Annotated in this window: 28 protein-coding genes; 14 read left to right on the forward strand and 14 right to left on the reverse strand. The window is 70.8% G+C overall.

Annotation, left to right across the window (positions count from 1 at the left end):
- Positions 1 to 8: 8 nt before the first annotated feature.
- From ADK54_RS30600 to ADK54_RS30615, 4 genes are all read right to left on the reverse strand, one after another.
- On the reverse strand, positions 9 to 446 hold the full coding sequence (locus tag ADK54_RS30600) for a Fur family transcriptional regulator (protein WP_053729002.1): 438 nt from the start codon (positions 444 to 446) through the stop codon (positions 9 to 11).
- A gap of 49 nt (positions 447 to 495) precedes the next feature.
- Positions 496 to 1,068: an FABP family protein gene (locus ADK54_RS30605; RefSeq protein WP_053729003.1), complete on the reverse strand. Its 573-nt coding sequence runs from the start codon at positions 1,066 to 1,068 to the stop codon at positions 496 to 498.
- Positions 1,069 to 1,508: 440 nt separating this feature from the next.
- On the reverse strand, positions 1,509 to 2,402 hold the full coding sequence (locus ADK54_RS30610; protein ID WP_234392267.1) for a hypothetical protein: 894 nt from the start codon (positions 2,400 to 2,402) through the stop codon (positions 1,509 to 1,511).
- Positions 2,403 to 2,426: 24 nt separating this feature from the next.
- On the reverse strand, positions 2,427 to 2,783 hold the full coding sequence (locus ADK54_RS30615; protein WP_053729004.1) for a hypothetical protein: 357 nt from the start codon (positions 2,781 to 2,783) through the stop codon (positions 2,427 to 2,429).
- A 254-nt stretch (positions 2,784 to 3,037) separates the two neighbouring features.
- Between ADK54_RS30615 and ADK54_RS30620 the strand changes: the two genes are divergently transcribed.
- Complete coding sequence (locus ADK54_RS30620) at positions 3,038 to 3,406, forward strand: DsrE family protein (protein ID WP_053729005.1); 369 nt, start codon at positions 3,038 to 3,040, stop codon at positions 3,404 to 3,406.
- A 31-nt stretch (positions 3,407 to 3,437) separates the two neighbouring features.
- Here the strand turns inward: ADK54_RS30620 and ADK54_RS30625 are convergent, their stop codons facing one another.
- The 8 genes from ADK54_RS30625 to ADK54_RS30655 form a co-directional block, all read right to left on the reverse strand.
- Entirely contained in the window at positions 3,438 to 3,695 is a 258-nt protein-coding gene (locus ADK54_RS30625; RefSeq protein ID WP_053729006.1) for a DUF3099 domain-containing protein, read from the reverse strand.
- A 150-nt stretch (positions 3,696 to 3,845) separates the two neighbouring features.
- A complete protein-coding gene (locus ADK54_RS30630; RefSeq protein WP_030362227.1) occupies positions 3,846 to 4,133 on the reverse strand; it encodes a DUF1416 domain-containing protein in 288 nt (95 codons plus the stop codon).
- A 45-nt stretch (positions 4,134 to 4,178) separates the two neighbouring features.
- Positions 4,179 to 5,024 carry a sulfurtransferase gene (locus ADK54_RS30635; protein ID WP_053729007.1) on the reverse strand — a complete coding sequence of 282 codons (846 nt, stop codon included), beginning with the start codon at positions 5,022 to 5,024 and terminating at the stop codon, positions 4,179 to 4,181.
- 148 nt (positions 5,025 to 5,172) lie between these two features.
- A complete protein-coding gene (locus ADK54_RS48915) occupies positions 5,173 to 5,253 on the reverse strand; it encodes an Ms5788A family Cys-rich leader peptide (RefSeq protein WP_350751515.1) in 81 nt (26 codons plus the stop codon).
- A 587-nt stretch (positions 5,254 to 5,840) separates the two neighbouring features.
- Positions 5,841 to 6,590, reverse strand: a complete 750-nt coding sequence (locus ADK54_RS30640) for a DUF2993 domain-containing protein (RefSeq protein ID WP_199827062.1) — start codon at positions 6,588 to 6,590, stop codon at positions 5,841 to 5,843.
- Between the two features lie 127 nt (positions 6,591 to 6,717).
- Entirely contained in the window at positions 6,718 to 7,995 is a 1,278-nt protein-coding gene (locus ADK54_RS30645) for a hypothetical protein (protein ID WP_053729009.1), read from the reverse strand.
- Positions 7,996 to 8,005: 10 nt separating this feature from the next.
- Positions 8,006 to 8,260 (reverse strand): MoaD/ThiS family protein, encoded by a 255-nt coding sequence (locus tag ADK54_RS30650; RefSeq protein WP_053729010.1) that lies wholly within the window; start codon positions 8,258 to 8,260, stop codon positions 8,006 to 8,008.
- A 32-nt stretch (positions 8,261 to 8,292) separates the two neighbouring features.
- Complete coding sequence (locus ADK54_RS30655) at positions 8,293 to 9,111, reverse strand: alpha/beta hydrolase (protein ID WP_063802082.1); 819 nt, start codon at positions 9,109 to 9,111, stop codon at positions 8,293 to 8,295.
- A gap of 264 nt (positions 9,112 to 9,375) precedes the next feature.
- On the opposite strand from ADK54_RS30655, the gene ADK54_RS30660 reads away from it, so the two are divergent.
- The 13 genes from ADK54_RS30660 to pstB all read left to right on the forward strand — a co-directional run bounded on the left by ADK54_RS30660 (position 9,376) and on the right by pstB (position 24,361).
- Positions 9,376 to 10,143, forward strand: a complete 768-nt coding sequence (locus ADK54_RS30660) for a response regulator transcription factor (protein WP_053729011.1) — start codon at positions 9,376 to 9,378, stop codon at positions 10,141 to 10,143.
- 103 nt (positions 10,144 to 10,246) lie between these two features.
- Complete coding sequence (locus ADK54_RS30665; RefSeq protein WP_053729012.1) at positions 10,247 to 11,269, forward strand: LacI family DNA-binding transcriptional regulator; 1,023 nt, start codon at positions 10,247 to 10,249, stop codon at positions 11,267 to 11,269.
- Positions 11,270 to 11,380: 111 nt separating this feature from the next.
- On the forward strand, positions 11,381 to 12,643 hold the full coding sequence (locus ADK54_RS30670) for a S1C family serine protease (RefSeq protein WP_078966759.1): 1,263 nt from the start codon (positions 11,381 to 11,383) through the stop codon (positions 12,641 to 12,643).
- Between the two features lie 92 nt (positions 12,644 to 12,735).
- Positions 12,736 to 13,467: a response regulator transcription factor gene (locus ADK54_RS30675; RefSeq protein ID WP_053729013.1), complete on the forward strand. Its 732-nt coding sequence runs from the start codon at positions 12,736 to 12,738 to the stop codon at positions 13,465 to 13,467.
- Between the two features lie 5 nt (positions 13,468 to 13,472).
- Complete coding sequence (locus ADK54_RS30680) at positions 13,473 to 14,873, forward strand: sensor histidine kinase (RefSeq protein ID WP_053729035.1); 1,401 nt, start codon at positions 13,473 to 13,475, stop codon at positions 14,871 to 14,873.
- A 78-nt stretch (positions 14,874 to 14,951) separates the two neighbouring features.
- On the forward strand, positions 14,952 to 15,875 hold the full coding sequence (gene mshD / locus ADK54_RS30685; RefSeq protein ID WP_053729014.1) for a mycothiol synthase: 924 nt from the start codon (positions 14,952 to 14,954) through the stop codon (positions 15,873 to 15,875).
- Positions 15,876 to 16,142: 267 nt separating this feature from the next.
- On the forward strand, positions 16,143 to 18,368 hold the full coding sequence (locus ADK54_RS30690; RefSeq protein ID WP_053729015.1) for an RNA degradosome polyphosphate kinase: 2,226 nt from the start codon (positions 16,143 to 16,145) through the stop codon (positions 18,366 to 18,368).
- The gene (locus ADK54_RS30695) at positions 18,355 to 19,377 is read left to right on the forward strand and encodes a CHAD domain-containing protein (RefSeq protein ID WP_234392268.1); all 1,023 of its coding nucleotides are present in this window, start codon (positions 18,355 to 18,357) and stop codon (positions 19,375 to 19,377) included. The genes ADK54_RS30690 and ADK54_RS30695 overlap by 14 nt, the downstream gene beginning before the upstream one ends.
- Positions 19,374 to 19,802, forward strand: coding sequence for an NUDIX hydrolase (locus ADK54_RS30700; protein ID WP_053729016.1), 429 nt, complete (start codon positions 19,374 to 19,376; stop codon positions 19,800 to 19,802). Before ADK54_RS30695 ends, ADK54_RS30700 begins: the two co-directional genes overlap by 4 nt.
- Before the next feature lie 268 nt (positions 19,803 to 20,070).
- Positions 20,071 to 21,213 carry a phosphate ABC transporter substrate-binding protein PstS gene (pstS, locus tag ADK54_RS30705; protein WP_053729017.1) on the forward strand — a complete coding sequence of 381 codons (1,143 nt, stop codon included), beginning with the start codon at positions 20,071 to 20,073 and terminating at the stop codon, positions 21,211 to 21,213.
- Positions 21,214 to 21,349: 136 nt separating this feature from the next.
- Positions 21,350 to 22,348, forward strand: coding sequence for a phosphate ABC transporter permease subunit PstC (gene pstC / locus ADK54_RS30710; protein ID WP_053729018.1), 999 nt, complete (start codon positions 21,350 to 21,352; stop codon positions 22,346 to 22,348).
- A 109-nt stretch (positions 22,349 to 22,457) separates the two neighbouring features.
- Entirely contained in the window at positions 22,458 to 23,531 is a 1,074-nt protein-coding gene (pstA, locus tag ADK54_RS30715) for a phosphate ABC transporter permease PstA (RefSeq protein ID WP_053729019.1), read from the forward strand.
- 53 nt (positions 23,532 to 23,584) lie between these two features.
- Complete coding sequence (gene pstB, locus ADK54_RS30720) at positions 23,585 to 24,361, forward strand: phosphate ABC transporter ATP-binding protein PstB (RefSeq protein WP_053729020.1); 777 nt, start codon at positions 23,585 to 23,587, stop codon at positions 24,359 to 24,361.
- A gap of 555 nt (positions 24,362 to 24,916) precedes the next feature.
- On the opposite strand, the gene ADK54_RS30725 is transcribed toward pstB, so the two are convergent.
- Positions 24,917 to 25,915 (reverse strand): inorganic phosphate transporter, encoded by a 999-nt coding sequence (locus ADK54_RS30725; protein WP_053729021.1) that lies wholly within the window; start codon positions 25,913 to 25,915, stop codon positions 24,917 to 24,919.
- A gap of 5 nt (positions 25,916 to 25,920) precedes the next feature.
- Positions 25,921 to 26,541: a DUF47 domain-containing protein gene (locus ADK54_RS30730; protein WP_053729022.1), complete on the reverse strand. Its 621-nt coding sequence runs from the start codon at positions 26,539 to 26,541 to the stop codon at positions 25,921 to 25,923.
- Positions 26,542 to 26,762 lie beyond the last annotated feature (221 nt).

Consider the following 26,762-nt stretch of genomic DNA (forward strand, 5'->3'; position numbering starts at 1 on the left):
GGGCAAGCCTACGACCCGTCGCTTGAAGCCTTCTTTGCACAGTCCGTACAGCGCCCGAAGATGGCGAAATGCTTCATGTCCGTCTCGAAGCCGAAGGTGTCCCTGAGCTTCGCGGTGAAGTCCGCGGCCACGTCCACATCGGCCTCGATCACCTCGGTGCAGTCGCGGCACACCAGGTGGATGTGGTGGTGGCGGTCGGCCAGGTGGTACGTCGGAGCGCCGTGGCCGAGGTGGGCGTGCGAGACCAGACCCAGCTCCTCCAGGAGCTCAAGGGTCCGGTACACGGTGGAGATGTTCACGCCGCCCGCCGTCTTCCGCACCTGGGTGAGGATGTCGTCGGGCGTCGCGTGTTCGAGTACGTCGACGGCCTCCAGGACGAGCTGTCGCTGGGGGGTCAGCCGGTACCCGCGCCTGCGGAGGTCGCTCTGCCAGTCGGTGGTCACCACGCTCCCAGTGTAGGAGCGAACGCGGTGACACCCACTGGATGTGGGCGGCCTACTTGAAGAAGGCGATGCCGTCGTCCGGGAGGTCTCCCAGGCCCCGGGCCATCTCCGCGACCTGCTCCGGCGTGACGACCTTCTTCAGGTGCGCCGACATGTAGGGGCGGAGCTCGACCTCGGGGGTCGCCTTCTCGCCGACCCACATCAGGTCGCTCTTGACATAGCCGTACAGGCGCTTGCCGCCGGTGTGCGCGGTGGCGCCCGGGGTGCGGGCGACGGCGTCAGTGACCAGGTCGATCTGCGGCTTCTGGTGGGCGAGCTCGCCGTACCAGATCTCGGCGATGCCCTGGTCGCGGACCATGACGACCTCGACCTTGCGGTCCTTGTCGATGCGCCAGTAGCCCGACTCGGACTCCAGCGGCTTCACCTTGTTGCCCTCGGCGTCCAGGATCCAGGAGTGCGAGACGTACTCCAGGAAGTCACGGCCGTCGTGGGAGAAGGTCACGGACTGCCCGAAGTTCGCCTTCTCGGCGCCGGGGAAGTCGGTGACGCCGACGCCCTCCCACGTGCCGAGGAGGAAGACCAGGGGGACCAGGTCGGGGTGGAGGTCGGACGGAATCTCGATCATGAGGCTGCGATCTCTTCGTTGCGGTCGGGGTGGGGGTGCCCGGCGGATCTGGTCGGGTCCCGGTGCGGACCACTGATCAGTGCGGCCGAGCGGGGTCTGGTGCGTGCAGCTGCAAGGCGGAGGATTGAGGCGACGCGGAGCGTCGGTGATTGACGACAACGCGGCAGATGTGCGTGCCAGGGCCCGCGTGCCCCGACAAGATCCGCCGGGTACCCCCCTAGCGCTGACCCTGGTACAGCTTCTTCACGGTCAGCCCGGCGAAGGCGAGGACGCCGACGCAGACCAGGACAAGGAGGGTGGAGAAAACAGCCTCAAGCACGGGGGGCTCCTCGCATGAGCGGGTGTAGGGGCGGTCAGGGCCGGCCCCCAGCCTAATGGGTGGGGGGCCGGCCCTCTCTGTGAGGTAGGCCGCCGGTGGCGCGCCCGCGCGATCCTGGGGATCAGCCCAGGAGCTGCTCCTGGAGGACGGTCGTCTGGTGGAAGGGGACCGCGGCGGCCGTGCCCTTCCGCGACTGGACGACCAGGGCGACGATGTCACCGGCCGCGATGTAGGCGTGCCGGACCTGGACGGGTCCGGTCGGCGCCGACTCCACGTACACGTCGTGCCGCACGTGGATGCCGTTGCCGGAAATGTAGGCGTCGTCGAGCGCGGACTCGCCCTCGATGTCCTTCAGGACCCTCGGGGCGCTGCCCGTGTTGGAGAAGTAAAGCGTGGTGAACGCGTTCTGGTACCCCGAGCTGTGGAAGCGCACCAGGTAGATACGGGTGGCGGTGCCGTCCGGCATGGTCCAGCCGCGGGCCGCGATCTGGCGCAGCCCGCCCTGGGCCAGGTCCTGGCGCATGTTCGGTACGCGGTTGTCGCCGGCGAACTCCTGGAGGAACCGGTCGGTGGTGATCCGGCTCTTGTCGCCCTTGAGCGTCGGGTCGGGGGTCGATCCCGCCGGGGCGGGCAGCAGGAGCTGCTCCAGGTCGGCGTAGTGGATCATCCCGGGGTTGTCGGCGGCGTACGGCAGCGCGGCCCCGGCGGGCAGCGCCGGCTTCACGAGCTTCGGGTAGGCCCAGCGCCCGTCGCTCTTGGTGGAGAGCCCGGGCACGTCGGTGCGCTCCTGCGCGGTGATCCCGTACGCGATGCCGGTGCCGAGCACGCCGAAGACGGCGACGGCGGCGGTCCAGCGCAGCGCGGCACGCAGGACGCGGCGGTCCTTGGGCGGAGCGGGCGGGGTCGGCGGGCTCGGCCGGCTCGGCGAGCCCATGCGGCTCAGGTCGCCCATGCGGCTCACGCGGCCCATCGTGCTTGTTCGGCTCATCACGCTCGCTCGGCTCATCGCGCTCATGCGACTCATCGTGCTCGTTCGTCATCACAGGCGCTCCAACTGCTGCTTGGCCAGGGCCTGGAGGGCCGATTCCGAGACGGGGCCCGAGTTGTTGTTGTACTGGATGTCCATGAAGACGCCGTTGCGCCAGGCGTAGGCCCGACCCTCGTACAGCGGCTCGTAGCCGGCCTTGGTGTGCGGCTTGTCGAAGACGTAGGTGTGCCCGTTGTCGCTGCCCGGGATCGGCTTGCCGTAGTTGCCGGCGTGGTCGTCCTCCGGCATGTACTCCTGCTGCTGCCGGGCGTAGTCCTTGGACACGACCGCGGTGTCGTCGCGGAACTGGGTCAGCAGGACGGTGACGTACACCTTGCCGTCCAGGACCAGGAGGTCGTCGCGCTGCACCGGAATCCGTCGCGCAGGAACTGCCGGAACGCCCCGTCGGGGTGCTCGTAGTCCGCCGAGGAGAGCAGCAGGTCCTGCCAGGCGGGCTGCTCTTCGGACTTCGCGGCGTCCGGCTTCGCGACGAGGAGGCGGCGCAGGTCGCCGTCGGACTTCTGCCGTTACGGCCCTCGAAGCGCAGATTCCGTTCTCTGCGGCACACAGCAGACCCACAACCGCGGGGAGAGGTTGTGGCGTCGCGGATTACAGTTCGGCATATGCCGAACAACAAGCTCGTGATCAAGGTGACCGCCGGCGCAGAGGCGCCCGAGCGGTGTTCGCAGGCCTTCACCGTCGCGGCGGTGGCAGCGGCCAGCGGGGTGGAGGTCTCGCTGTGGCTGACGGGCGAATCGTCCTGGTTCGCCCTGCCGGGCCGGGCCGCGGAGTTCTCGCTCCCCCATGCCGCGCCGCTGCCCGACCTGATCGAGTCGATCCAGGGCGCGGGCGGGCGGATCACGCTGTGCACGCAGTGCGCGACGCGGCGGGACATCACGGAGAAGGACGTCCTGGAGGGCGTACGGATCGCGGGCGCGCAGGTCTTCGTGCAGGAGATCATGGGGGACGGCGTGCAGGCGCTCGTGTACTAGCCGCCACTGGCCGCAGCGCCCGGCGGATGGGTCACCGGCGCTTCTTGCCGTCCAGCTCGTCCCACCACTCGTCCGACTTCGGGTCGCCGGAGGGGTCGTCCCACCAGCGGTCGTCGGGGCCGCGCCGGTTGGCGACCATCGCGGCGACGGGCGGAATCACCATGGCGACCACGCACATGCCCACCGCAACCGGAACCGACCACAGGCGCACGAAACCCCAGGCGGACACGAAGAGCAGGATGCAGCCGCCCATCATCCAGAAATAGCCGCGCCGGCGCCGGGCCAACATGAATCCAGCGTACGACCGCGGAGCCCGGCCGGAAACGGCTCGCGGTCACCCGGTGCGGCGGGGCCGGACGGCACGGAGGGCCGCACCCCATTCCAAGGCGTCCAACCCCCGGGGTGCGGCCCTCCGGCCGGTACTGCGGTGTGCCGTCGGTCAGACGGCGATGGCGACCTCGGCGAGGCCACCGGTCTGAGCGACGACCGTACGGTCCGCGCTGCCGCCCGGCACCAGGGCGCGCACGGTCCAGGTGCCCTCGGCCGCGTAGAAGCGGAACTGTCCGGTGGCCGAGGTCGGGACCTCGGCGGTGAACTCGCCGGTCGAGTCGAGCAGGCGCACGTAACCGGTGACGGGCTCGCCGTCGCGGGTCACCTGGCCCTGGATGGTGGTCTCACCGGGCTTGATCGTCGAGGCATCGGGCCCGCCGGCCTTCGCTCCACACATGTGGGTCTCCTGAGGGGTTTTACGGATGGACGGGAGGTCCGGGGGTTACTTGTTGGCGCCGAGCTCGATCGGCACGCCGACGAGGGAGCCGTACTCGGTCCACGAGCCGTCGTAGTTCTTGACGTTGGTCTGGCCGAGCAGCTCGTGCAGCACGAACCAGGTCAGGGCCGAGCGCTCGCCGATGCGGCAGTACGCGATGGTGTCCTTCGCGAGGTCGACCTGCTCGTCCTCGTACAGGGCCTTGAGCTCGTCGTCCGACTTGAAGGTGCCGTCGTCGTTGGCGTTCTTCGACCACGGGATGTTGCGGGCGGACGGGACGTGGCCCGGGCGCTGCGACTGCTCCTGCGGGAGGTGGGCCGGGGCGAGCAGCTTGCCGGAGAACTCGTCGGGCGAGCGCACGTCGACGAGGTTCTTGGTGCCGATCGCGTTCACGACGTCGTCGCGGAAGGCGCGGATCGAGGCGTCCTGCGGCTTGGCCTTGTACTGCGTGGCCGGGCGGCTGGGGACCTGGTCGCCGTCCACGAGGTCGCGGGAGTCGAGCTCCCACTTCTTGCGGCCGCCGTCGAGGAGCTTGACGTCCTGGTGGCCGTAGAGCTTGAAGTACCAGAAGGCGTACGAGGCGAACCAGTTGTTGTTGCCGCCGTAGAGGACGACGGTGGTGTCGTTCCCGATGCCCTTGGCGGAGAGGAGGGCCTCGAACCCTTCCTGGTCGATGAAGTCGCGGCGGACCGGGTCCTGGAGGTCCTTGGTCCAGTCGATCCGGATCGCGTTCTTGATGTGGTTCTTCTCGTACGCCGAGGTGTCCTCGTCGACCTCGACGATGGCGACCTTCGGGTCCTCGATGTGGGCCTCGACCCAGTCGGCGTCTACCAGGACGTCGCTGCGGCTCATGTTGTTTCTCCTCCGGGGCAGTCTGCGGGGGCGGTGCAGGTGTGCGGGTACGCGGCTGCGGCGCGCGTACGGCGGCACGGGGTGGCCCTGTTCTCGTTTGACTCTTACGGTCAAAGGGCCCGGGGAATGCGGGAGTTGAGCGTCCCGCTCAGAAGGGGCGACAGAGCATGGCGGCGACGCGGCACAGGTCTACTGCCCGCCGCTTCGTGAGGTCCGCCTGTCGCTTCATGCGTCCGATCGTAGGGAGGCAAACCGGGGCGTGTCACCGGTGTGTCGCATACTGAGACTCGATCATCCGCATACTGATACGCGATGCAGCGCGGGGCCACCCCGGTCCCCTCCGGGGTGGCCGGTGCCGGGCGGTGCTTCTGCCCTGCGGACGGGGGTGTCTCACGATGCGGGCGGGGGCGGAGGAAGGCGCAAGGGGCGTGCGGGGTGCGCGGGGCTGCGCCCCGGCCCCCTGGGGGTTTTCCCACCCGCCCGCCCGTTACTCAGGGCTGGTTGGGCGAGGGCCCTGGGGCTCCGCCCCGGAACCCAGCGCCGCCCGACCGACTGCGGGCCGTCCGTGGCACTCGCGCAGTTCCCCGCGCCCCTAGCGGGGTTTGCCCATGGCGGGATCGCCGTTGGCGTGCTGCCCCCCCCATGCAGGCCTCCGGGGGTGCAAGGGGCGGAGCCCCCGCAGGGGGTCTGGGGGCGCAGCCCTCAGAAGCCGAACCAACCAACCCCCGTTACGGGCGGGCGGGTGGGCGAGCCCCCCCCCGAGGTCTGAGGCGGAGCCCCACGCGCACTCGACCCGCGTTGGATCGTGGGCCGGGGTCAGCCCGCCAGGCGGACGTTCGTGCCCTCGCCCGAGAAGCGGAGCCCCGCCTCGGTGGCCGTCACCTTGTTCAGCTTGATGCTCGACGGCATCCCGTCGATCTTCAGGTCGTAGTCGACCGCCTTGCGCAGCCGCTGGTCGAACCCCGGCACCGGCAGCTTCGGCAGCGACTCCGCCCGCAGCTGCACCGACCCCGACCCGTTCAGGCTCACCGTGCTGTACGCCGACACCGTCCGCCCTTGGAGCAGCGCCTTGACGGTGGCCGGCAGCACAACGCCCTGGCCCTCCAGCAAGTCCGTGAGCGGCCCAGTCACCTTGACCTGTCCCTTCGCCGCCCGGTCGGCCCCCGCGTAACCGACCGTCGCCCCCTTGGGCGCGGCCTTCGACAGGTCGGCGTACGAGATCTGTGCCGCCCCGTCGGCCCGCCCCGCCACCGCCGACGAGAACGAGCTGTCGATCTTCACCGCGTACAGCTCAGCCGTCACCTCGGTGACGTTGACCGAGTGGCCGCCGGCCGTCGCGGTGACCCCGGACAGCGAGACGTCGACCTCGTCCAGTTCCTTGCCGAGGACCTGCGTCAGGAAGGGGAAGCCCTTGATGTCGACGTCGGGGGTCGAGCTGAGCCGCTGGCTGCTCTTGATCTTGTCGGCCGTCTTGGACTCGGCGATGTTCACCGCGATGCGGTCCGCGGCGACGAAGATGCCGCCCAGAACAATCGCGATGATCAAAAGTATTCGCAGTGCGCGCATTGCCTACGTCCCCCACCAGTCGGCCACCAGTCGGCCATCGACCCTTTGATCAGAAACTCCGGTTGATCGATCCTCCTGTTCGTGATCAATCCTCCGGAATGACGATCGCGAGCCTAGCCGCGGTTCCCTACGCCACGGCCCGCCCGATGAGATACAGCACAGGAACGGCCGCGGTGAGCGGCAGGGCGACGCCCGCCGTCATGTGGACGAACCGGGACGGGTAGTCGTACGAGGCGACCCGCAGGCCGATCAGCCCGCAGCCGCCGGCCGCGAGGCCGAGCAGCGCGCCGTCCGCGCCGATGCCGGTCAGACCGCCCGCCGCGATGCCCACGCCCGCCGCCGCGAGCAGCGCGACCACCACGGAGGCGGCCGACGGCAGCGGCAGCGCCCGCGCGAGGGTGGCGACGGCCACTGCCGCCGCGCCGACGGACACCGCGTGCGGCGGCGCCGCGAGGTACCCGCCGGCCAGGATCGCGAGCGCCGCCGAGGCGACCGTCGCCATCAGGCCGTACATCCGCTCGTCAGGGTCGGCGTGCGAGCGCAGCTGGAGCACGAGCGTGAGCAGCACCCACACCCCGAGCGTGCCCAGGATCGCGGCGGGCGCGTGCTCACGGCCGAGCGCCAGCAGGGCGACGTCGGCGACGAGCCCGCCCGCGAAGGCGAGCGCGATGCCCTGCCGGGCCGGCCACATCCCGTTCAGCCGGAACCAGCCCGCCGCCGTCACCGCCTGGAGGACGATGAGCGGTACGGCCAGGGCGTACGGGCCCACGGGGGCCGCCACCGCGAGGAGCAGGCCCAGTACGGCGGTGAGCGCGGCGGGCTGCATCCCGGGCGCGATGACCGGCGAACGGCCCTCCGCGCGGGCCCGCTGGGCGTCGGTGATCCGCGCGTTGCCGACGGTGGTGGGCGAGCCGTACGCCGGACCCTCGCCGGAGGCGGAAGCGGAAGGGTGAACGGGGCCTGGAACCGGGACGGAGACGTGCGTCGGGGCCGCGGCCGACTCGTACACCGGCGCCGGGGCGGGCCCGGACGCCATCGGCACCTCCGGCGGCAGCGGCACGGATGTCGTCCCCGCACCGTTCTGCGCCGCGTTCTGCGCCATGTTCTGCGGCGGCAGGTACGCCGTGTCCGCCGCGTAAGGCGCCTCCGGCGCGCTCTCCTGCCAGGGCTGCCCGGGCGCGGGCTGCGCATGGCGCCCCCGGCGCGGCGCGGGCTCCACCGGCTGCTGCGCGGGCCCGGGCGGGATCGTGGGCTGGTACTGGGTGTCCCAGGTCTGCCCCTCCCAGGTCTGCGTGTACGGCCGCTGGTCCTGGTACGGCTCGTACGGGAACGGCGGCTGGGGCTGTACGGGCTGCCCGTACTGGTCGTACTGGGGCTGCTGCTGATACGGGTACTGCTCGCTCATGACGTGGGGGTCACCCTCCTGCGAACGGCGGGAGCACCTCGACCGTGCCGCCCTCGGCAAGGCGTACGGTCTCATGGTTCCGCTTCCCGACGGGGTCACCGTCGACCAGGAAGGAACACCGCTGGAGTACGCGCGTGAGCTCTCCGGGGTGCCGTTCGCGCACCGCGTCGAGGGCTTCGGCCAGCGTCCCGGCGGCGTACGGCTCCTCGCCGACACCGGCGGCGGACTTGGCCGCGGCCCAGAAGCGGATGGTTCCCGCTGCCATGGTGAGGCTCCTTTCGTCGCCTCCATGATGGGCTACGCGGCGGGCCGCGCGGCGGTCAGCCAGCTCGCGATCCGCCCGAGCAGCTCCTCGCCGGCCGCGTTCTCGGCGTGCCCCATGCCCTGCTCCAGCCACAACTGCGCAGGTCCGGCGGCCGCCAGCATGCGCGGGTGGTCGACCGGGAAGTACGGGTCGCGGTCGCCGTGCACGATGAGCAGCGGGGTCGGCGCGATCAGCGGGACGGCCTCGACGGGCGAGAGCGGCACCGGGTCCCAGTCCTGTGAGTGGATACGAGTCGCCAAGCCGAAGCGGCCCACGAGCCGCCCGGCGGGCCGGGTGATCAGCCAGTGCACCCGCCGCATCGGGGCCGTGCCCCGGTAGTACCAGCGGGCGGGTGCGCTGACCGCCGCCACTGCTTCCGTGCGCCCCCGCGCGCTCCCCTGGTGCGTCGCCGCGTGCCGCAGCACCACGGAGCCGCCCATCGAGAAGCCGACCGTCACCACCCGTTCGTACCCGAGTGATCTCGCCCACTCGACGGCCGCCGCCAGGTCGAGCACCTCCCGGTCGCCGACGGTCGAGCGGCCGCCGGACCTTCCGTGCCCGCGGAACGAGAAAGTGATCACAGCCGCGTACTGCGCGAACACCCCCGCGGCCCTTCGTACGGCGGGCCGGTCGGCCGATCCGGTGAACCCGTGCGCGACCACGATCGCGGTGTCGCAGGCGCCCTTCACCCAGGGCTCGTAAACCGCCTCGATCCGGACACCGTCGGACGTACGCAGGGTTGCGCGCCGAGGTCCGGGAGTGATCGAGGAAACAGCTGAAGTGTGAAATCGACCCTCTGCCCCGGCATTCATGTGGGCTATTCTCCTTGGCAGAGGATCCGGGCAACGCAGCCCCCGGGTCCTTTTGTGTTTCCCGGTCGTTGTTACGGACGGGTGAACAAACGCTCACACAAAGGGCCTGAGGGTAGGCCTGAAAAGTACGAAGCAGTGCCGCAACGCCCCCGAGCTCCTGAGGAGCAGGGGGGATCCCCTCCGCAGGGACCGAGGAGGAACCGACGTTATGGGCGAGCGAACCGTGCACGATACGAAGCGGACCATCCGGGTAGGAGGAGCGCGATGAGCTCTCTGCTGCTCCTGACCAATGCCCTTCAGCCGTCGACGGAGGTGCTCCCCGCTCTCGGCCTGCTTCTGCACAGTGTGCGGGTGGCCCCCGCCGAGGGCCCGGCCCTCGTCGACACCCCTGGTGCCGACGTCATCCTGATCGACGGCCGCCGCGACCTGCCGCACGTGCGGTCGCTGTGCCAGCTCCTCCGCTCCACAGGTCCCGGCTGTCCGCTGATCCTGGTCGTGACCGAGGGCGGCCTGGCCGCCGTCACCGCCGACTGGGGCATCGACGACGTCCTGCTCGACACCGCCGGTCCCGCCGAGGTCGAGGCCCGGCTGCGGCTCGCCACCGGCCGGGCGCAGGCCACCTCGGACGACTCCCCCATGGAGATCCGCAACGGCGACCTCTCGGTGGACGAGGCGACGTACAGCGCGAAGCTGAAGGGGCGGGTCCTGGACCTCACCTTCAAGGAGTTCGAGCTGCTCAAGTACCTGGCCCAGCACCCGGGCCGGGTGTTCACGCGCGCCCAGCTGCTCCAGGAGGTCTGGGGCTACGACTACTTCGGCGGCACCCGCACGGTCGACGTCCACGTACGGCGGCTGCGGGCCAAGCTCGGTCCCGAGCACGAGTCGCTGATCGGCACCGTCCGCAATGTCGGCTACCGCTTCGTGACGCCCGAGAAGCCCGAGCGCACCTCCGAGGACGCCAAGGCGAAGGCGGTCGTGGACGCGGCCACCGGCGCGACCAAGGAAGCCGCGGCCCGTTCCCAGAAGCGGTAGATCGCGTTCCTCGGCGGGGTAACCCGAACGGCAGATCACGCATGGGGTACGACCTGCGATACGGCCTGCCCAGAGGCGGGTCACCCCGCGTAGACTGCCGCGCGTGGCCAAGGTGACGCGGGACGACGTGGCACGACTTGCGGGTACTTCGACCGCCGTCGTCAGTTACGTCATCAACAACGGACCCCGGCCGGTCGCCCCGGCCACGCGCGAGCGTGTCCTCGCCGCGATCAAGGAGCTGGGGTACCGGCCGGACCGGGTCGCCCAGGCGATGGCGTCGCGGCGTACCGACCTCATAGGAATGATCGTCCCGGACGCGCGCCAGCCGTTCTTCGCGGAGATGGCGCACGCCGTCGAGCAGGCCGCCTCCGAGCGCGGAAAAATGGTCCTGGTCGGCAACTCCGACTACATCGACGACCGCGAGGTGCACTACCTGCGGGCCTTCCTCGGCATGCGGGTCGCGGGCCTCATCCTGGTCAGCCAGGGCCCCAGCGAGCGGGCCGCCGCCGAGATCGACGCCTGGGACGCCCGCGTGGTGCTGCTGCACGAGCGGCCCGAGGCGATCGACGACGTCGCGGTCGTCACGGACGACATCGGCGGCGCCCAGCTCGCCACCCGCCACCTGCTCGAACACGGTCATGAGTACGTCGCCTGCCTCGGCGGGATCGAGTCGACCCCGGCCGTCGGCGACCCGGTGGCCGACCACGTCGAGGGCTGGCGCCGGGCCATGCTGGAGTCCGGCCGCTCCCTCGAAGGCCGCCTCTTCCAGGCCCCGTACAACCGGTACGACGCCTACAAGGTGGCCCTGGAGATCCTCGCCGGGCCCCAGCGGCCGCCGGCCATCTTCTGCGCGACCGACGACCAGGCGATCGGCGTGCTGCGGGCCGCCCGCGAGCTGCGCATCGACGTGCCGGGCGAGCTCGCCGTGGCGGGCTTCGACGACGTCAAGGAAGCGGCCCTGACCGATCCGCCGCTGACCACGATCGCCTCCGACCGGCCCGCGATGGCGCGGGCCGCCGTCGACCTGGTCCTGGACGACGGGCTGCGGGTGGCGGGCTCGCGCCGGGAGCGCCTCAAGCAGTTCCCCTCGCGGCTCGTCGTACGCCGCTCCTGCGGCTGCGGGTAACCCGCCAACTGCTGGGCGCCGGGGCGCCTTTATTTCGGGCAAACACGGTTCTGCCGGGCTTCTTACGCGGTCCTCAGACTGCTCTCATGAACGCGCCCGAAGGTCATAGACATGACCGAGAGCCCCCGCCACAGCGGCGAGTACCCCGAGCAGCAGCCGAACCACTCTGATGAGTCCTGGCAGCGAGCCAAGGACGACGCCCGGCGAGAGGCCGAGGCCTACGCGGCCGCCTATCCCCCGCCGCCCCCGTACCAGCCGGCCACCCCGGTGACCACCGGCCCCGGCACCACGGTGTGGCCGGGCAGCGCGGCCGCCCACCCCGAGCCCGGCCTCGCCGGGTTCCACGGCGGCGGCAACGACGGCGGGACCGCGTACCTCGCCGGTGGCGAGGCGGGCGCCCCCAAGCCGCGCCGCGCCAAGCGTTCGGTCGGGCTCCTCGCGGCCGTGGCCATCATCGCGGCGGCCATAGGCGGCGGCACCGCGAGCCTCGTCGAGCACTACGTCGGCAACGACAGCTCCACCGTCAGCTCCGGGGTCAGCGGCACCAACGCCTCCAACAGCACCAACGGCACGGTCTCCGGCGTCGCCAAGGCCGTCATGCCGAGCATCGTCGAGATCAACGCGACGTCCGGCTCGGGCGAGTCGACCGGCGCGGGCGTGATCGTCACCGCCAACGGCGAGATCATCACCAACAACCACGTCATCTCGGGCTCGACCTCGATCAAGGTGAAGCTCAGCAACGGCAAGAGCTACACCGCGAAGGTCGTCGGCACCGACCCCGACAAGGACCTCGCGCTGATCAAGCTGGACGGAGCGAGCGGCCTCAAGCCCGCGAGCCTCGGCGACTCCAGCAAGATCGCGGTCGGCGACCAGGTCGTCGCCATCGGCTCCCCCGAGGGCCTCACCGGCACCGTCACCTCCGGCATCATCTCCGCCCTCGACCGCGACGTCACCGTCGCCAAGGAGCAGGGCAACCAGGGCCAGGGTCAAGGACAGGGCCAGGGTCAGGGGCGCGGCAACGGCGGCTGGCCGTTCGAGTTCGGCGGGCAGCAGTTCAACGGCGACACCGGCTCCTCGAAGACCACGTACAAGGCGCTCCAGACCGACGCCTCGCTCAACCCGGGCAACTCCGGCGGCGCGCTCATCGACATGAACGGCAACATCATCGGCATCAACTCCGCGATGTACTCGCCGAGTTCGAGCAGCCAGGGGGGTTCGTCGGCCGGCAGTGTCGGGCTCGGCTTCGCCATCCCGATCAACACCGTCAAGTCCGACCTCGCCAGCCTGCGCGGCGGCGGCAGCGGCGGCGCCGACACCGGCGGCACCAACAACCAGGGCAGCGGCAGCTCCGGCGGCTTCGGCGGCAGCTACTGATCCGCGCGGGGCAGCGAGCCGCCCCGCGCCCCGCCGTCCGCATGCGAGGCTGATGTCACCGAGCCGCAAGACGCAGAAGAAGGAACCCGCTCATGAGCCCCGCCGAGGACGACCCGCAGCGCATCCTGATCGTCGACGACGAGCCCGCCGTCCGCGAGGCGCTGCAGCGCAGTCTCGCCTTCGAGGGATACGGCACCGAGGTCGCCGTCGACGGCCTCGACGCCCTCGCGAAGGCGGAGGCGTACCGGCCCGAGCTGATCGTCCTCGACATCCAGATGCCGAGGATGGACGGGCTCACCGCGGCCCGCCGGCTTCGCGCGGCCGGCTCCACCACGCCCATCCTCATGCTGACCGCGCGCGACACGGTCGGCGACCGCGTCACCGGGCTCGACGCGGGCGCCGACGACTACCTGGTCAAGCCCTTCGAACTCGACGAACTCTTCGCCCGCATCCGGGCGTTGCTCCGCCGCAGCTCGTACGCGGTCGACGCGGGGGCGGCCGGGCAGGACGCCGGGAACGTCCTCACCTTCGCGGACCTGAGGATGGACCTGTCGACCCGCGAGGTCACCCGCGGCAACCGGGTGGTGGAGCTGACCCGCACCGAGTTCACCCTCCTGGAGATGTTCCTCGCCCACCCCCGCCAGGTGCTGACCCGCGAGCAGATCCTCAAGGCGGTCTGGGGCTTCGACTTCGAGCCGTCGTCCAACTCCCTCGACGTGTACGTCATGTACCTGCGCCGCAAGACGGAGGCGGGCGGCGAGCCGCGCCTCGTGCACACGGTGCGGGGCGTGGGGTACGCGCTCCGGCCGGGCGGCGCGGAGTGAACCGTCTGCTTCGCCGCTACCGCGCGATGCCGCTGCGCTCCCGGCTCGCGATGCTGGTCGCCACGGCGGTGGCGGTGGCGGTGGCGGCGGTCGCGGTCACCTGCTGGCTGCTGACCCGGGCCCAGTTGCGCGCCGAGCTCGACACCACGCTGCGCAACACCAGCGCGCCCGCCAGCCTGGTGCTGACCGCGCTCCAGACCTGCAACTCGCAGGGCAGCCTGCCCCCTGGGCAGAAGCCCTTCGCCTACATCCAGGTGGTCCTTCCGGACGGCACCCGCTGCGTGGCCCCGGATTCCCCGCCCGTACGGGTCAGGCCCCAGGACATCGCGGTGGCCCGCGCCCGCAGCCTCAAGGCCGAGACGCTGCACAGCAGTACCACCGAAGGCGGCATGGACGTACGGGTCCACACCCAGTTCCAGGAGTTCGACGGCAGGTGGGTCACCGTCTCGCTGTCCCGCCCGCTCACCGAGGTCGACTCCGCCCTCAACCGGCTGGCCCTGCTGCTGACCGGCCTCGCCGGAATCGGCGTGATCGCGGCCGGAGCCGCGGGCCTCTGGGTCGCGCGGACCGGGCTGAAGCCCGTGGACAAGCTGACCGGGGCGGTCGAGCACGTGGCGCGGACCGAGGATCTGACGGTCCGCATCCCGGTCGAGGGCGAGGACGAGATCGCGCGCCTGTCCCGCTCGTTCAACGCGATGACCGCCGCGCTCGCCTCGTCCCGGGACCGGCAGGCGCAGCTCATCGCGGACGCCGGGCACGAGCTGCGCACGCCGCTCACCTCGCTGCGTACGAACATCGAACTGCTCGCCCGGAGCGAGGAGACGGGACGGGCCATCCCGCCCGCCGACCGAAAGGCGCTGATGGCGTCGGTGACGGCGCAGATGTCCGAACTCGCCTTGCTCATCGGGGACTTGCAGGAGCTGTCGCGTCCGGACGCGGTCCGGGAGGGCCCGCTGGAGGTCGTCGGCCTGCACGACATCACCCGGATCGCGCTGGACCGGGCGCGGCTGCGCGGCCCCGAGCTGACGATCACGGCCCAGCTGGCGCCCTGGTACGTACGGGCCGAGCCGGCGGCGTTGCAGCGGGCGGTGGTGAACGTGCTCGACAACGCGGTGAAGTTCAGCCCGCCGCGCGGGACGATCACGGTCGCCCTTGACCGGGGTGTCCTGACCGTCCGCGACCAGGGTCCCGGCATCCCCGCCGAGGATCTCCCGCACGTCTTCGAACGCTTCTGGCGCTCTCCGTCGGCGCGGGCCCTGCCCGGGTCCGGCCTGGGCCTGTCCATCGTGGCCCGTACGGTGCAACACGCGGGCGGCGAAGTCACTCTGGCCGCTGCCCCGGCCGGCGGCACCCTGGCCACGATCACCCTGCCGGGCGCGCCGACACCGCCGCCGGAGACCCCGTAGCCAAGGCCGCGACCCGGCCGGCGCCAGGTCCCCGCACCCGGCCCCGTCCGGGAGGCTCCCCGCCGTACCCTCGTAGACATGACAGACGCAGCCGTCCCCACCCCCTCCTCCCGCGAGATCCAGACGCTCGACGAGCTCAGTCACCCGCAGGCGCAGGCCGTCCTCGACCTCATCGCCGACGCCGCCCGCGCCGACGGGCAGCAGGCCGTTTCCGAGCAGGGGCGGCTCCAGTTGCGCGGGGGCCGGCGCGAGGGCGTGCGGCATTTTCTGCTGACCGTGGGCGACGTGCTCGCCGGGTACGCCCAGCTGGAGGACACCGACCCGGTCGAGGCGCCCGCCGCCGAGCTCGTCGTGCACCCCGCGTACCGCGGCCACGGGCACGGCCGGGCGCTGGGCAGCGCGCTGCTCGGCGCGACCGGCAAGCGGCTGCGGGTGTGGGCGCACGGCGGCCACTCGGCGGCCCGCCACCTCGCGCAGGTCCTGGGCCTGACCCTGTTCCGCGAACTGCGCCAGCTGCGGCGCCCGTTGAGCCCCCTCGACATCGCGGAGCCGGTCTGGCCCGCGGGCGTCACCGTGCGCACCTTCACGCCGGGCGAGGACGACGCGGCCTGGCTCGCGGTGAACGCGGCGGCCTTCGCGCACCACCCCGAGCAGGGCTCCCTCACCCAGCGCGACCTCGACGACCGCAAGGCCGAGCCGTGGTTCGACCCCAAGGGCTTCTTCCTCGCGGAGCGCGCCGGCGAGCTCGTCGGCTTCCACTGGACCAAGGTGCACGCCGAGGAGCAGCTCGGCGAGGTGTACGTCGTCGGGATCCGGCCGGACGCCCAGGGCGGCGGCCTCGGCAAGGCGCTGACGGCGACGGGTCTGCGCCACCTGGCGGCCGAGGGCCTGCCGACCGCGATGCTGTACGTCGACGCCGACAACACCGCGGCCGTCACCGTGTACGAGCGCCTCGGCTTCACCACGCACGAGGTGGACCTGATGTACCGCGCGGAGTCCTGAGCCCGCCCTCTTGCCGCCGCCGGGCCGCCGCCGCATCCTGGGGGCCGGGCGGCGAGCCCCGCGGCGACGTCTGCGGGCCGGGGTCAGCTTGCCCGCACGTCATGTCCTCGTAACCAGCCATTCAGACACGCTTGCGACGCTCGCGTAATGAAGCCGCCGGCGCCCGCCACCCGGAACGGAACAGTTCCTCCCACGAGATCCCCCCGGGCACTCACTCCCGCCCTCTCCGACGCGCTGGACAGCCCCGGCGCGCGGAACAATGGGGACATGAGCCAGCAGCCCAGCGCCGAGGTCCCGCTCCAGCCCGCCCAGCCGTCCGTCGGCTCCATAGCCGCGCACCGGCCGCACACGCTTGCGGCCGCCGTCTCCGACCTGGAGCCGGACATCGACGCGGACCTGGACGCCTACGAGGACGAGAGCGAGGGAGACGAACTCCCCTCGGGCCGCTTCCTGGACCGCGAACGCAGCTGGCTCGCGTTCAACGAGCGCGTCCTGGAGCTCGCCGAGGACCCGGCGACCCCGCTCCTCGAACGGGCGAACTTCCTGGCGATCTTCGCCTCGAACCTGGACGAGTTCTTCATGGTCCGGGTGGCCGGACTCAAGCGCCGCATCGCCACCGGCGTCGCCACCCGCTCCGCCTCCGGTCTCCAGCCGCGCGAGGTCCTCGACCTGATCTGGACCCGCTCGCGCGAGCTCATGGCCCGGCACGCCGCCTGCTACCAGCAGGACGTGGCCCCGGCACTGGCCGACGAGGGCATCCACCTGATCCGCTGGCCGGAGCTCACCGAGAAGGAGCAGGCCCGCCTCTTCACCCTGTTCCGCCAGCAGATCTTCCCGGTCCTCACCCCGCTGGCCGTCGACCCCGCGCACCCCTTCCCGTACATCTCGGGGCTCTCGCTCAACCTCGCCGTGGTGGTGCGCAACCCGGTCTCCGGGCACCGCCACTTCGCGCGTGTGAAGGTGCCGCCGCTGCTCTCCCGCTTCCTGGAGGCCTCGCCGCAGCGCTACGTACCGCTTGAGGACGTCATCGCGGCGCACCTGGAGGAGCTGTTCCCCGGCATGGAGGTGCTCGCGCACCACATGTTCCGGGTGACGCGCAACGAGGACCTCGAAGTCGAGGAGGACGACGCCGAGAACCTGCTCCAGGCCCTGGAGAAGGAGCTCATGCGGCGCCGCTTCGGGCCGCCGGTGCGCCTGGAGGTCGAGGAGTCCATCGACCCGTACGTACTCGACCTGCTGGTACGGGAGTTGAAGATCTCGGACGCCGAGGTCTACCCGCTGCCGGGCCCGCTCGACCTGACCGGCCTGTTCGGGATCTCCGCGCTCGACCGGCCGGAGCTGAAGTTCCCCAAGTTCGTGGCGGGCACCCACCGCGACCTCGCCGAGGTCGAATCCGCCTCGGCGCCCGACATCTTCGCCGCCCTGCGCGAACGCGACGTGCTCCTGCACCACCCCTACGACTCGTTCTCCACCTCGGTGCAGGCCTTCCTGGAGCAGGCCGCCTCCGACCCGGACGTGCTCGCCATCAAGCAGACCCTGTACCGGACTTCGGGCGACTCGCCGATCGTGGACGCCTTGATAGACGCGGCCGAGTCGGGCAAGCAGGTGCTGGTCCTCGTCGAGATCAAGGCGCGCTTCGACGAGCAGGCCAACATCAAGTGGGCCCGCAAGCTGGAGGAGTCCGGCTGCCACGTCGTGTACGGGCTCGTCGGCCTCAAGACGCACTGCAAGCTCTCCCTCGTGGTGCGCCAGGAGGGCGACACGCTGCGCCGCTACAGCCACGTCGGGACCGGAAACTACCACCCCAAGACGGCCCGCCTGTACGAGGACCTGGGGCTGCTCACCGCCGACCCGCAGGTCGGCGCGGACCTCTCGGACCTCTTCAACCGGCTGTCCGGATATTCGCGCCGCGAGACCTACCGGCGCCTGCTCGTAGCCCCCAAGTCCCTTCGGGACGGCCTGGTTTCGCGGATCAACAAGGAGATCGCCCACCAGCACGCCGGGCGGCCCGCCTATGTCCGCATCAAGGTCAACTCGATGGTCGACGAGGCCGTCATCGACGCCTGCTACCGGGCCTCCCAGGCCGGCGTGCCCGTCGACATCTGGGTGCGCGGCATCTGCGCGATACGGCCGGGCGTGACCGGGCTCTCGGAGAACATCCGGGTCCGCTCGATCCTCGGCCGCTTCCTGGAGCACTCGCGGGTCTTCGCCTTCGGGAACGGCGGCGAGCCCGAAGTCTGGTTCGGCAGCGCCGACATGATGCACCGCAACCTCGACCGACGCATCGAGGCACTGGTCCGGGTCGCCGACCCGGCCCACCGCGCGGCCCTGAGCCGGCTCCTGGAGACCGGGATGTCGGACACCACGTCGTCCTGGCACCTGGGCGCCGACGGGAACTGGAACCGGCACTCGACCGATGCCGAGGGACAGCCGCTGCGGAACGTACAGGAGATGCTGATAGACGCCCGGAGGCGCCGGCGTGCAACGCCCTGAGAACATCGCCGGACAGGAGCTGGCTGGCGAGATCCTCGCCCCCTACCTCCACGCGCAGGCGGGGGAATTCCTGCGGGGCCTGCGCCTCCACCGTGAGGCGGGGCCCGACAACCACTCCACCGAGGAGGCAGCCCGCGCCCTGCGCGCGGCCGCCCGCCGCATCAGCGGCACCCTGCACACCTTCCGCCCGCTGCTCGACCCGGCGTGGGCCGACCAGCTGCGGACCGAACTCGCCTGGCTGTCGGGCACGTTGGCGGGCGAGCACGCCTGCTCGGCCCGGCTCACCCGGCTCCTGGACGCCCTGCACCGGCTGTCCGGTCCCGGGGTGCCGCCGCCGCGCGGTGACGCGGGCACCCTCACGGTGGGCGCCGCCCGCGCCGGCGCGCTGCTCGACCGCCAGCTGACCCTGGCCCGCACCCGGGCCCACTCGGCGGCGCTCCAGGCGCTCGGCTCGTCCCGCTTCCACGCCGTGGCGGACGCGGTCGCGCTGCTCGCGAGCGAGGTGCCGCTGGCGTCGACGGCCGCAGCCCACGCCTGCGAGGTGCTCGCGCCCGCGGCCCTGGACGCCGAGGACCGCCTTGACCGGGCGGTGTCCGCGCTGCCGCTGGCCCGCGCCGCCCATCCGTACAACGCGGAGGCCCTGGTCCAGGAGAGCGAGTCCCAGGACAGCCCCTGGCACCAGGTGCGGCTGCTGCTCCGGCTGCACCGGTACGCCCAGGAAGTGCTGCACCACGGGCTCGGAGAGCCGGATCCCGCCGAGCGGCTCCTTGCCGCGGGGCGGGCCCTCGACCGGCACCGGGACGCCGCCGAGGCAGCGGCGGCGGCATCCGCAGCGGCCCGCACGCCCCGGATCGCGCCGACCACCGCGTACGCACTCGGCGTGCTCCACGCCGACCAGCGGCACGACGTGGAGGCGGCCCGCTTCGCCTTCCAGCGGATCTGGCAGCCTGTGACGGTGACAACCGCACCCTCGACTTCAGCACCCACGGCGACCACGGCCGCACCATGAGCACCGCACCCGACGGAACCGTCCTCGCCGCGGGGTGCGTGCTGTGGCGCCGCTCCCCGTGGGGGGACGAGGGGATAGAGGTCTGCCTCGTCCACCGCCCGAAGTACGACGACTGGTCGCACCCCAAGGGCAAGCTGAAGCGGGGCGAGGCGGCGCTCGCGGGGGCGCTGCGCGAGGTCCTTGAGGAGACGGGGTACCAGTGCACGCCCGGCGCGGCGCTGCCCACCGTCCACTACACGGACGGCCAGGGCCGGCCCAAGCGGGTCGAGTACTGGGCCGCCGAGGCGGGCGAGGGCCGGTTCACCGCGAACTCCGAGGTCGACCGGCTGCTCTGGCTGCCCCCGGCGGCCGCCCACCACCGCCTCACCCAGCCCCGCGACCGCCAGCTGGTCCTGGCGCTGCTCGACGCGCTGCATTCAGCCTGACATTTCCTGACACTTCCGTGGGACTGACAGGGGGTACGCCCCGGGCGCAGAATCGGTTCCGGACGCCAACTGAACACGAACCGGTAACGGCCGGCACCGCACTGCCCGCCACGGTTCACCTTCCGTTAACTCTCCCCCGCCGACCGCTTCACCTGTTCTGCCTAATTTCGGCCTTACACGGTGCACGGCGTCCCGCCCTCACCGCACCACCACGCACGCCGCCGTAAAACGAACGGAAACCGGCGGCTCCCGGAAGGAACACCCGAAAGTGAAGCTTCAGCGCAAGAACCGGCTCCGCGCCACCGCCCTCGGCGTCATCGCCGTGTCCAGCGCCCTGGCCCTCACGGCGTGCGGCAGCGACAACAACAGCGGCGGCGGGACCACGGGCGGTACGGGTGGCACGGCCTCCGGCGCTGCGTCGAACGTGAAGTGTGACGGAGCCAAGGGCCAGCTCCTGGCCTCCGGCTCCTCCGCGCAGAAGAACGCCATGGACCTCTGGGTCAAGAACTACATGGCGGCCTGCAAGGACGCGCAGATCAACTACAAGTCCTCCTCCTCCGGTGAGGGCATCGTCGCCTTCACCCAGGGCACGGTCGCCTTCGCCGGCTCCGACTCGCCGCTCAACGCCCAGCAGGTCGAGGACTCCAAGAAGGTCTGCACCGGCGGCCAGGGCATCAACCTCCCGATGGTCGGCGGCCCGATCGCGATCGGCTTCCACGTCGAGGGCGTCGACAGCCTCGTCCTGGACGCCTCGTCCCTCGCCAAGATCTTCAGCGGCAAGATCACCAAGTGGAACGACGAGGCCATCGCCAAGCTGAACCCGGGCGCCAAGCTCCCGGACCTGGCGATCCAGGCCTTCCACCGCTCCGAGGACTCCGGCACCACCGAGAACCTCACCAAGTACCTCAGCGCCACCGCGAAGGCCGACTGGACGTACGCGCCCGCCAAGAAGTGGGCCGCCCCCGGTGGCCAGGCCGCCTCCGGCTCCGCCGGCGTCGCCGCCCAGGTCAAGCAGACCAACGGCGCCATCGGCTACTTCGAGCTCTCCTACGCCTCCTCCCAGTCGATCAAGACCGTCGACATCAACACCGGCGCCTCCGCCCCGGTCAAGGCCAGCTCCGCGAACGCCTCCACCGCCATCGCCGCCGCGAAGATCGCCGGCACCGGCAAGGACCTGGCGCTGAAGCTGGACTACGCGACCAAGGCCGACAACGCCTACCCGATCGTCCTCGTGACGTACGAGGTCGCCTGCGACAAGGGCAACAAGGCCGCCACCCTCCCCGCGGTCAAGTCCTTCCTCTCCTACGCGGCCGGCGCCGACGGGCAGAAGCTGCTCACCGACGCCAGCTACGCGCCGATCCCGTCCGAGATCAACGCCAAGGTCATCGAGACCATCAACTCCCTCTCGTAGCAGGACAGTTGAGCCGCCGGGCCGAAGACCCGGCGGCTCGCGTGGGGCGGGGCCCCGATCCGGCCCCCGCCGCACACCATCCGGTGCACCGCCGCCAGGGGACCCCGTCGGTCCCCGCCCACAGACCGGAAAGACCATGGCTTCTTCCATAGCAACGGACACCCCTCCGCCACCCGCTCCCGCCCCGGCAGCACGCCGCAAGCAGTCCACCGGCCGCGCGGGCGACAAGATCTTCCTCGGGCTCTCCCGGGGCTCGGGCATCTTCCTGCTCGTCGTCATGGCGGCCATCGCCATCTTCCTGAGCATCCGGGCCGGCATCGCGATCTCGAAGGACCAGGGCAACTTCCTGACCACCTTCGACTGGAACCCGGCCGGCAGCCCGCCGGCGTTCGGCATCGCGGTCCTGCTCTTCGGCACCGTCGTCAGCTCCGTCATCGCGATGGCCATCGCGGTCCCGGTCGCCGTCGGCATCGCCCTGTTCATCTCGCACTACGCGCCGCGCAAGCTGGCCGCCCCCCTCGCGTACGTCGTCGATCTGCTCGCCGCCGTGCCGTCGATCGTCTACGGCATCTGGGGCGCCCTGTTCCTGGTGCCCTACCTCGGCGGCCTCAACGACTGGCTCGACACGTACCTGGGCTGGACCGTCGTCTTCGAGAAGACCCAGGTCGGCGTCGCCCGCTCCATCTTCACCGTCGGCATCCTGCTCGCGATCATGATCCTGCCGATCGTGACCAGCGTCAGCCGCGAGGTCTTCCTCCAGGTCCCGCGCATGAACGAGGAGGCCGCCCTGGCCCTCGGCGCGACCCGCTGGGAAGTCATCCGCCTCTCGGTGCTGCCGTTCGGCCGCTCGGGCGTGATCTCCGCCTCGATGCTGGGCCTGGGCCGCGCGCTCGGCGAGACGATGGCCGTCGCCACGGTCCTCTCCCCGAGCTACGTCCTGTCGCTGCACGTCCTCGACCCCGGCGGCGGCACCTTCGCGCAGAACATCGCCGCGAAGTTCGACGAGGCCAACCAGCTCGGCCGCGACGCCCTGATCGCCTCCGGCCTGGTCCTCTTCGTCCTCACCCTGCTGGTCAACGGCGGCGCCCGCATGATCATCGCCCGCCGCAAGGAGTACTCGGGGGCCAACGCATGAGCCCGGTGTCTTCCCGGGGGACAACCCCCGGCCCCCCGGCCGCAGCCCACCGGGGCCGGCCCCGCCGAGACCTCCACCCCGCAGGACGAGCCCCCGAAGGGAGCCCCGCATGAGCCACGTAGCCGTTCAGGAAGCCCCGGCCACCCCGGCCCCCGGCAAGGGCAGCCTCAGCCACCGCTCCCTGCCCCGCTGGGCCGGCGCCGGCTTCGCGGTCGTCGCGATCGCGCTCGCCGTGGGCATCGGCCTCGCCTTCGACCTGCAAAGCAAGGTCCAGTGGGGCCTGATCGCGGCCCTGCTCTTCATCCTCATCTCGTACGTGGTCACCACGGCCGTCGAGAACAAGCGGCAGGCCAAGGACCGGGTGGCGACCTCCCTGGTCTGGGTCTGCTTCGTCCTCGCCGTGATCCCGCTGTTCTCCCTCCTGTGGACGACGATCAGCCGCGGCACCAAGGTCCTCAACGGATACTTCCTGACCCACTCGATGGCCGGCGTCCCCGCCTTCGAGCAGGGCGGCGGCATCTACCACGCGCTGATCGGCACCCTGGAGCAGATCGGCATCGCCACCCTGATCTCCGCGCCGCTCGGCCTGCTGACCGCGGTCTACCTGGTGGAGTACGGCAAGGGCGCGCTCGCCAAGGCCGTCACCTTCTTCGTCGACGTCATGACGGGCATCCCGTCCATCGTCGCGGGCCTGTTCATCCTGACCCTGATGCTGATGTTCGACCTGCAGCCCTCGGGCTTCATGGGCTCGCTCGCACTCTCGATCCTGATGATGCCGGTCGTGGTCCGCTCCACCGAGGAGATGCTCAAGCTCGTCCCGAACGAGCTGCGCGAGGCCTCGCTCGCCCTCGGCGTGCCGAAGTGGCGCACCATCCTGAAGGTGGTCATCCCGACCGCGATCGGCGGCATCACCACGGGCTTCATGCTCGCGGTCGCCCGCATCGCCGGCGAGACCGCTCCGATCATGCTGCTCGTCTTCGGCAACCAGCTGATCAACACGAACCCCTTCGAGGGTGCTCAGTCCTCGCTCCCCTTCTACATCTGGGAGCAGTACCGGGTCGGCAGCGACGCGTCGTACGACCGCGCGTGGGCGGCCGCCCTGGTCCTGATCGCCTTCGTCATGATCCTCAACCTGGTGGCCCGCGGCATCGCCCGCTGGAAGGCCCCGAAGACCGGTCGCTGACGGCGGCCACCTCAGCGACCCTTTTCGCACGCTCGAAAGAAGCAGTGATTGTTATGGCCAAGCGAATCGACGTATCGGGCCTCTCCGCCTACTACGGCGCCCACAAGGCGATCGACGACATCTCGATGACGGTCGAGCCGCGCTCGGTGACGGCGTTCATCGGCCCGTCCGGCTGCGGCAAGTCCACGTTCCTGCGCACCCTGAACCGCATGCACGAGGTGACCCCCGGCGGCCGCGTCGAGGGCAAGGTCCTCCTTGACGACGAGAACCTGTACGGCTCCGGGGTCGACCCGGTGGCGGTGCGCCGCACGGTCGGCATGGTGTTCCAGCGCCCGAACCCGTTCCCGACGATGTCGATCTTCGACAACGTGGCGGCGGGGCTGCGCCTGAACGGCAAGTTCAAGAAGAGCGAGCTGTCGGACGTCGTCGAGAAGTCCCTCAAGGGCGCGAACCTCTGGAACGAGGTCAAGGACCGCCTGAACAAGCCCGGTTCGGGGCTCTCCGGCGGCCAGCAGCAGCGCCTGTGCATCGCGCGGGCGATCGCGGTGGAGCCGGACGTCCTCCTGATGGACGAGCCCTGCTCGGCCCTCGACCCGATCTCCACCCTCGCCATCGAGGACCTGATCGGGGAGCTGAAGGAGCGCTTCACGATCGTGATCGTGACGCACAACATGCAGCAGGCGGCGCGGGTCTCGGACCGTACGGCGTTCTTCAACCTCGCGGCGGTCGGTCAGCCGGGCAAGCTGATCGAGATCGACGAGACGGAGCGGATCTTCTCCAACCCGTCCGTGCAGGCCACGGAGGACTACATCTCGGGCCGCTTCGGCTAGGCCCGCCCCAGAACGTCTGCGGTGCTGCATGGCGGTGCCACCGCAAGACGAAGGGCCCGCCCCGGTACACCCGGGGCGGGCCCATTTACGTGTGCCCCCGCGCAGCCCCCTGGGGCTCCGCCCCAGACCCCGGAGACGCCCCACCCCACCCCTCTCCGAAACCCGCCGGGGGGGTGGGAAAGGGCTGAAGCCGGGTTTCCTGGGGCTCCGCCCCAGACCCCGCTCGCGCCTGAAGGGCGCTCGTCCTCAAACTCCCCCAAGGCCTCAGGGGGACCCCGATGACAGGCTGAAATGCTCGATGCGGGCCAGCATCAACCCTGCTAGGGGCGCGGGGAACTGCGCGACCAGCCACACACGACCCGGGGCCGAAAACCGAGCGGGGGATCCGGGGGCGGAGCCCCCGAGAGGAGGGCAGGGGACGAAGTCCCCGCGGGGGTCTGGGGCGGAGCCCCAGGAGGCCCGAGCCATTCAACCCCGAGCAACGGGCGGGCGGGTGGGCAAACGCCCCGGGGTCTGGGGCGCAGCCCCAAGGAGCCCGCCCCGCCCCACCGGGGCCTACCCGAAGAAGAGCCGCACCACCAGATAGCTCAGCGCAGCGACCCCCGCCGCGGCCGGCATCGTGATGAACCACCCCAGGATGATGTTCTTCGCGACCCCCCACCGCACCGCGTTGACCCGCTTCGTCGCCCCCACACCCATAATCGCCGAGGTGATCACGTGCGTCGTGGAGATGGGCGCCTGGAACAGGAAGGAGGACCCGAACATGATCGAGGCACCCGTCGCCTCCGCGGCGAACCCCTGCGGCGGATCGAGCTCGATGATCTTCCGCCCCAGCGTCCGCATGATCCGCCAGCCACCCGCGTACGTACCGAGCGACAGCATCGCCGCGCACGCGATCTTGACCCAGATCGGGATCTCGTCACCCGCGGACTGAACGTTGGCGATGGTCAGCGCCATCACCACGATGCCCATGGTCTTCTGCGCGTCCTGGAGGCCGTGGCCGAGCGCCATGCCGGCCGCCGAGACGGTCTGCGCGATGCGGAACCCGCGCTTGGCCTTGTGCGGATTGGCCTTGCGGAACATCCACAGGATCGCGCACATCACGAGGTAGCCGACGATCAGACCGACCACCGGCGAGACGAACATCGGGATGACGATCTTGTCGAGCACCCCGGACCAGTACACCGTGATGCCGCCCGCGAGCGCCGCCCCGACCATGCCGCCGAACAGCGCGTGCGAGGAGGACGAGGGCAGCCCGAAGTACCAGGTGACCAGGTTCCAGATGATCGCGCCGACCAGCGCCGCGAACAGGATCCCCATCCCCTTGTTGCCCTCGGGCGTGGAGATGAGCCCCTCGCTCACGGTCTTGGCGACGCCGCTGCCGAGGAAGGCACCGGCGAGGTTCATGACGGCAGCCATGGCGAGCGCGGCCCGCGGCGTCAGTGCCCGCGTGGACACCGACGTGGCGATGGCGTTCGCCGAGTCGTGAAAGCCGTTCGTATACGTGAATCCGAGCGCGACCCCGATGGTCACGATCAACGCAAAGGTGTCCACGGAGGTCAGGACTCCTTGACGGCGATGGTCTCCACCGTGTTCGCCACGTGCTCGAACGCGTCCGCCGCCTCTTCGAGTACGTCCACGATCTGCTTGAGCTTCAGCACCTCGATGGCGTCGTACTTGCCGTTGAAGAGGTGGGCGAGCAGCTTGCGGTGGATCTGGTCGGCCTGGTTCTCCAGACGGTTGACCTCGATCCAGTACTCGGTCAGATTGGACATCGTCCGCAGGTTCGGCATCGCCTCGGCGGTCAGCACGGCCGCCCGGTTGAGCACCTCGATCTGCTGCTCGACGCCCTTGGGCAGTTCCTCCACGTTGTAGAGGACGACCAGGTCGACGGCCTCCTCCATGAAGTCCATGATGTCGTCGAGGCACGAGGCGAGGTTGTAGATGTCCTCGCGGTCGAACGGCGTGATGAAGGAGGAGTTCAGCTGGTGGAAGATCGCGTGGGTGGCATCGTCCCCCGCGTGCTCCGCTGCCCGCATGCGCTCCGCGATCTCGGCCCGGGACGCGGAGTCCGCTCCGAGCAGTTCCATGAGGAGCTTCGAGCCCGTGACGATGTTGTCCGCGGATGCGGAGAACATGTCGTAGAAGCTCGTCTCCCTGGGGGTCAGACGAAAGCGCACGTGGGGTCCTCGGAGTGCTTGGGATTCGGTCAGGCTGATGCTAGGCGCATCATCCGGCCACGGCTAACCGGCGTTCTTCAGTGTCGCCCATCAGGCACAGTGATCAGCACGGGCCCCCGCCGGGGATCCGGAAATTCGTTACCATATACCCATGAGGGGTATCGAACCCCTTGCCGCACACGGCAGGCCACCAGGCACATGGCAGACAACGGGAGGACGCG

Source organism: Streptomyces sp. WM6378 (assembly GCF_001279695.1).
Lineage (GTDB): Bacteria > Actinomycetota > Actinomycetes > Streptomycetales > Streptomycetaceae > Streptomyces.

Coding starts and splice junctions, on each gene's coding strand:
- ADK54_RS30660 (WP_053729011.1), top strand. CDS start 9,376: ATGAGCTCTCTGCTGCTCCTGACCAATGCCCTTCAGCCGTCGACGGAG.
- ADK54_RS30700 (WP_053729016.1), top strand. CDS start 19,374: ATGAGCACCGCACCCGACGGAACCGTCCTCGCCGCGGGGTGCGTGCTG.
- ADK54_RS30620 (WP_053729005.1), top strand. CDS start 3,038: ATGCCGAACAACAAGCTCGTGATCAAGGTGACCGCCGGCGCAGAGGCG.
- ADK54_RS30605 (WP_053729003.1), bottom strand. CDS start 1,068: ATGATCGAGATTCCGTCCGACCTCCACCCCGACCTGGTCCCCCTGGTC.
- pstB (WP_053729020.1), top strand. CDS start 23,585: ATGGCCAAGCGAATCGACGTATCGGGCCTCTCCGCCTACTACGGCGCC.
- ADK54_RS48915 (WP_350751515.1), bottom strand. CDS start 5,253: ATGAAGCGACAGGCGGACCTCACGAAGCGGCGGGCAGTAGACCTGTGC.
- ADK54_RS30630 (WP_030362227.1), bottom strand. CDS start 4,133: ATGTGTGGAGCGAAGGCCGGCGGGCCCGATGCCTCGACGATCAAGCCC.
- ADK54_RS30675 (WP_053729013.1), top strand. CDS start 12,736: ATGAGCCCCGCCGAGGACGACCCGCAGCGCATCCTGATCGTCGACGAC.
- mshD (WP_053729014.1), top strand. CDS start 14,952: ATGACAGACGCAGCCGTCCCCACCCCCTCCTCCCGCGAGATCCAGACG.
- ADK54_RS30640 (WP_199827062.1), bottom strand. CDS start 6,590: ATGCGCGCACTGCGAATACTTTTGATCATCGCGATTGTTCTGGGCGGC.
- pstA (WP_053729019.1), top strand. CDS start 22,458: ATGAGCCACGTAGCCGTTCAGGAAGCCCCGGCCACCCCGGCCCCCGGC.
- ADK54_RS30635 (WP_053729007.1), bottom strand. CDS start 5,024: ATGAGCCGCAGCGACGTCCTGGTAGACGCCGACTGGGTCGAGGCCCAC.
- ADK54_RS30625 (WP_053729006.1), bottom strand. CDS start 3,695: ATGTTGGCCCGGCGCCGGCGCGGCTATTTCTGGATGATGGGCGGCTGC.
- ADK54_RS30670 (WP_078966759.1), top strand. CDS start 11,381: ATGACCGAGAGCCCCCGCCACAGCGGCGAGTACCCCGAGCAGCAGCCG.
- ADK54_RS30650 (WP_053729010.1), bottom strand. CDS start 8,260: ATGGCAGCGGGAACCATCCGCTTCTGGGCCGCGGCCAAGTCCGCCGCC.
- ADK54_RS30655 (WP_063802082.1), bottom strand. CDS start 9,111: ATGAATGCCGGGGCAGAGGGTCGATTTCACACTTCAGCTGTTTCCTCG.
- ADK54_RS30645 (WP_053729009.1), bottom strand. CDS start 7,995: ATGAGCGAGCAGTACCCGTATCAGCAGCAGCCCCAGTACGACCAGTAC.
- pstC (WP_053729018.1), top strand. CDS start 21,350: ATGGCTTCTTCCATAGCAACGGACACCCCTCCGCCACCCGCTCCCGCC.
- ADK54_RS30690 (WP_053729015.1), top strand. CDS start 16,143: ATGAGCCAGCAGCCCAGCGCCGAGGTCCCGCTCCAGCCCGCCCAGCCG.
- ADK54_RS30610 (WP_234392267.1), bottom strand. CDS start 2,402: ATGAGCGCGATGAGCCGAGCGAGCGTGATGAGCCGAACAAGCACGATG.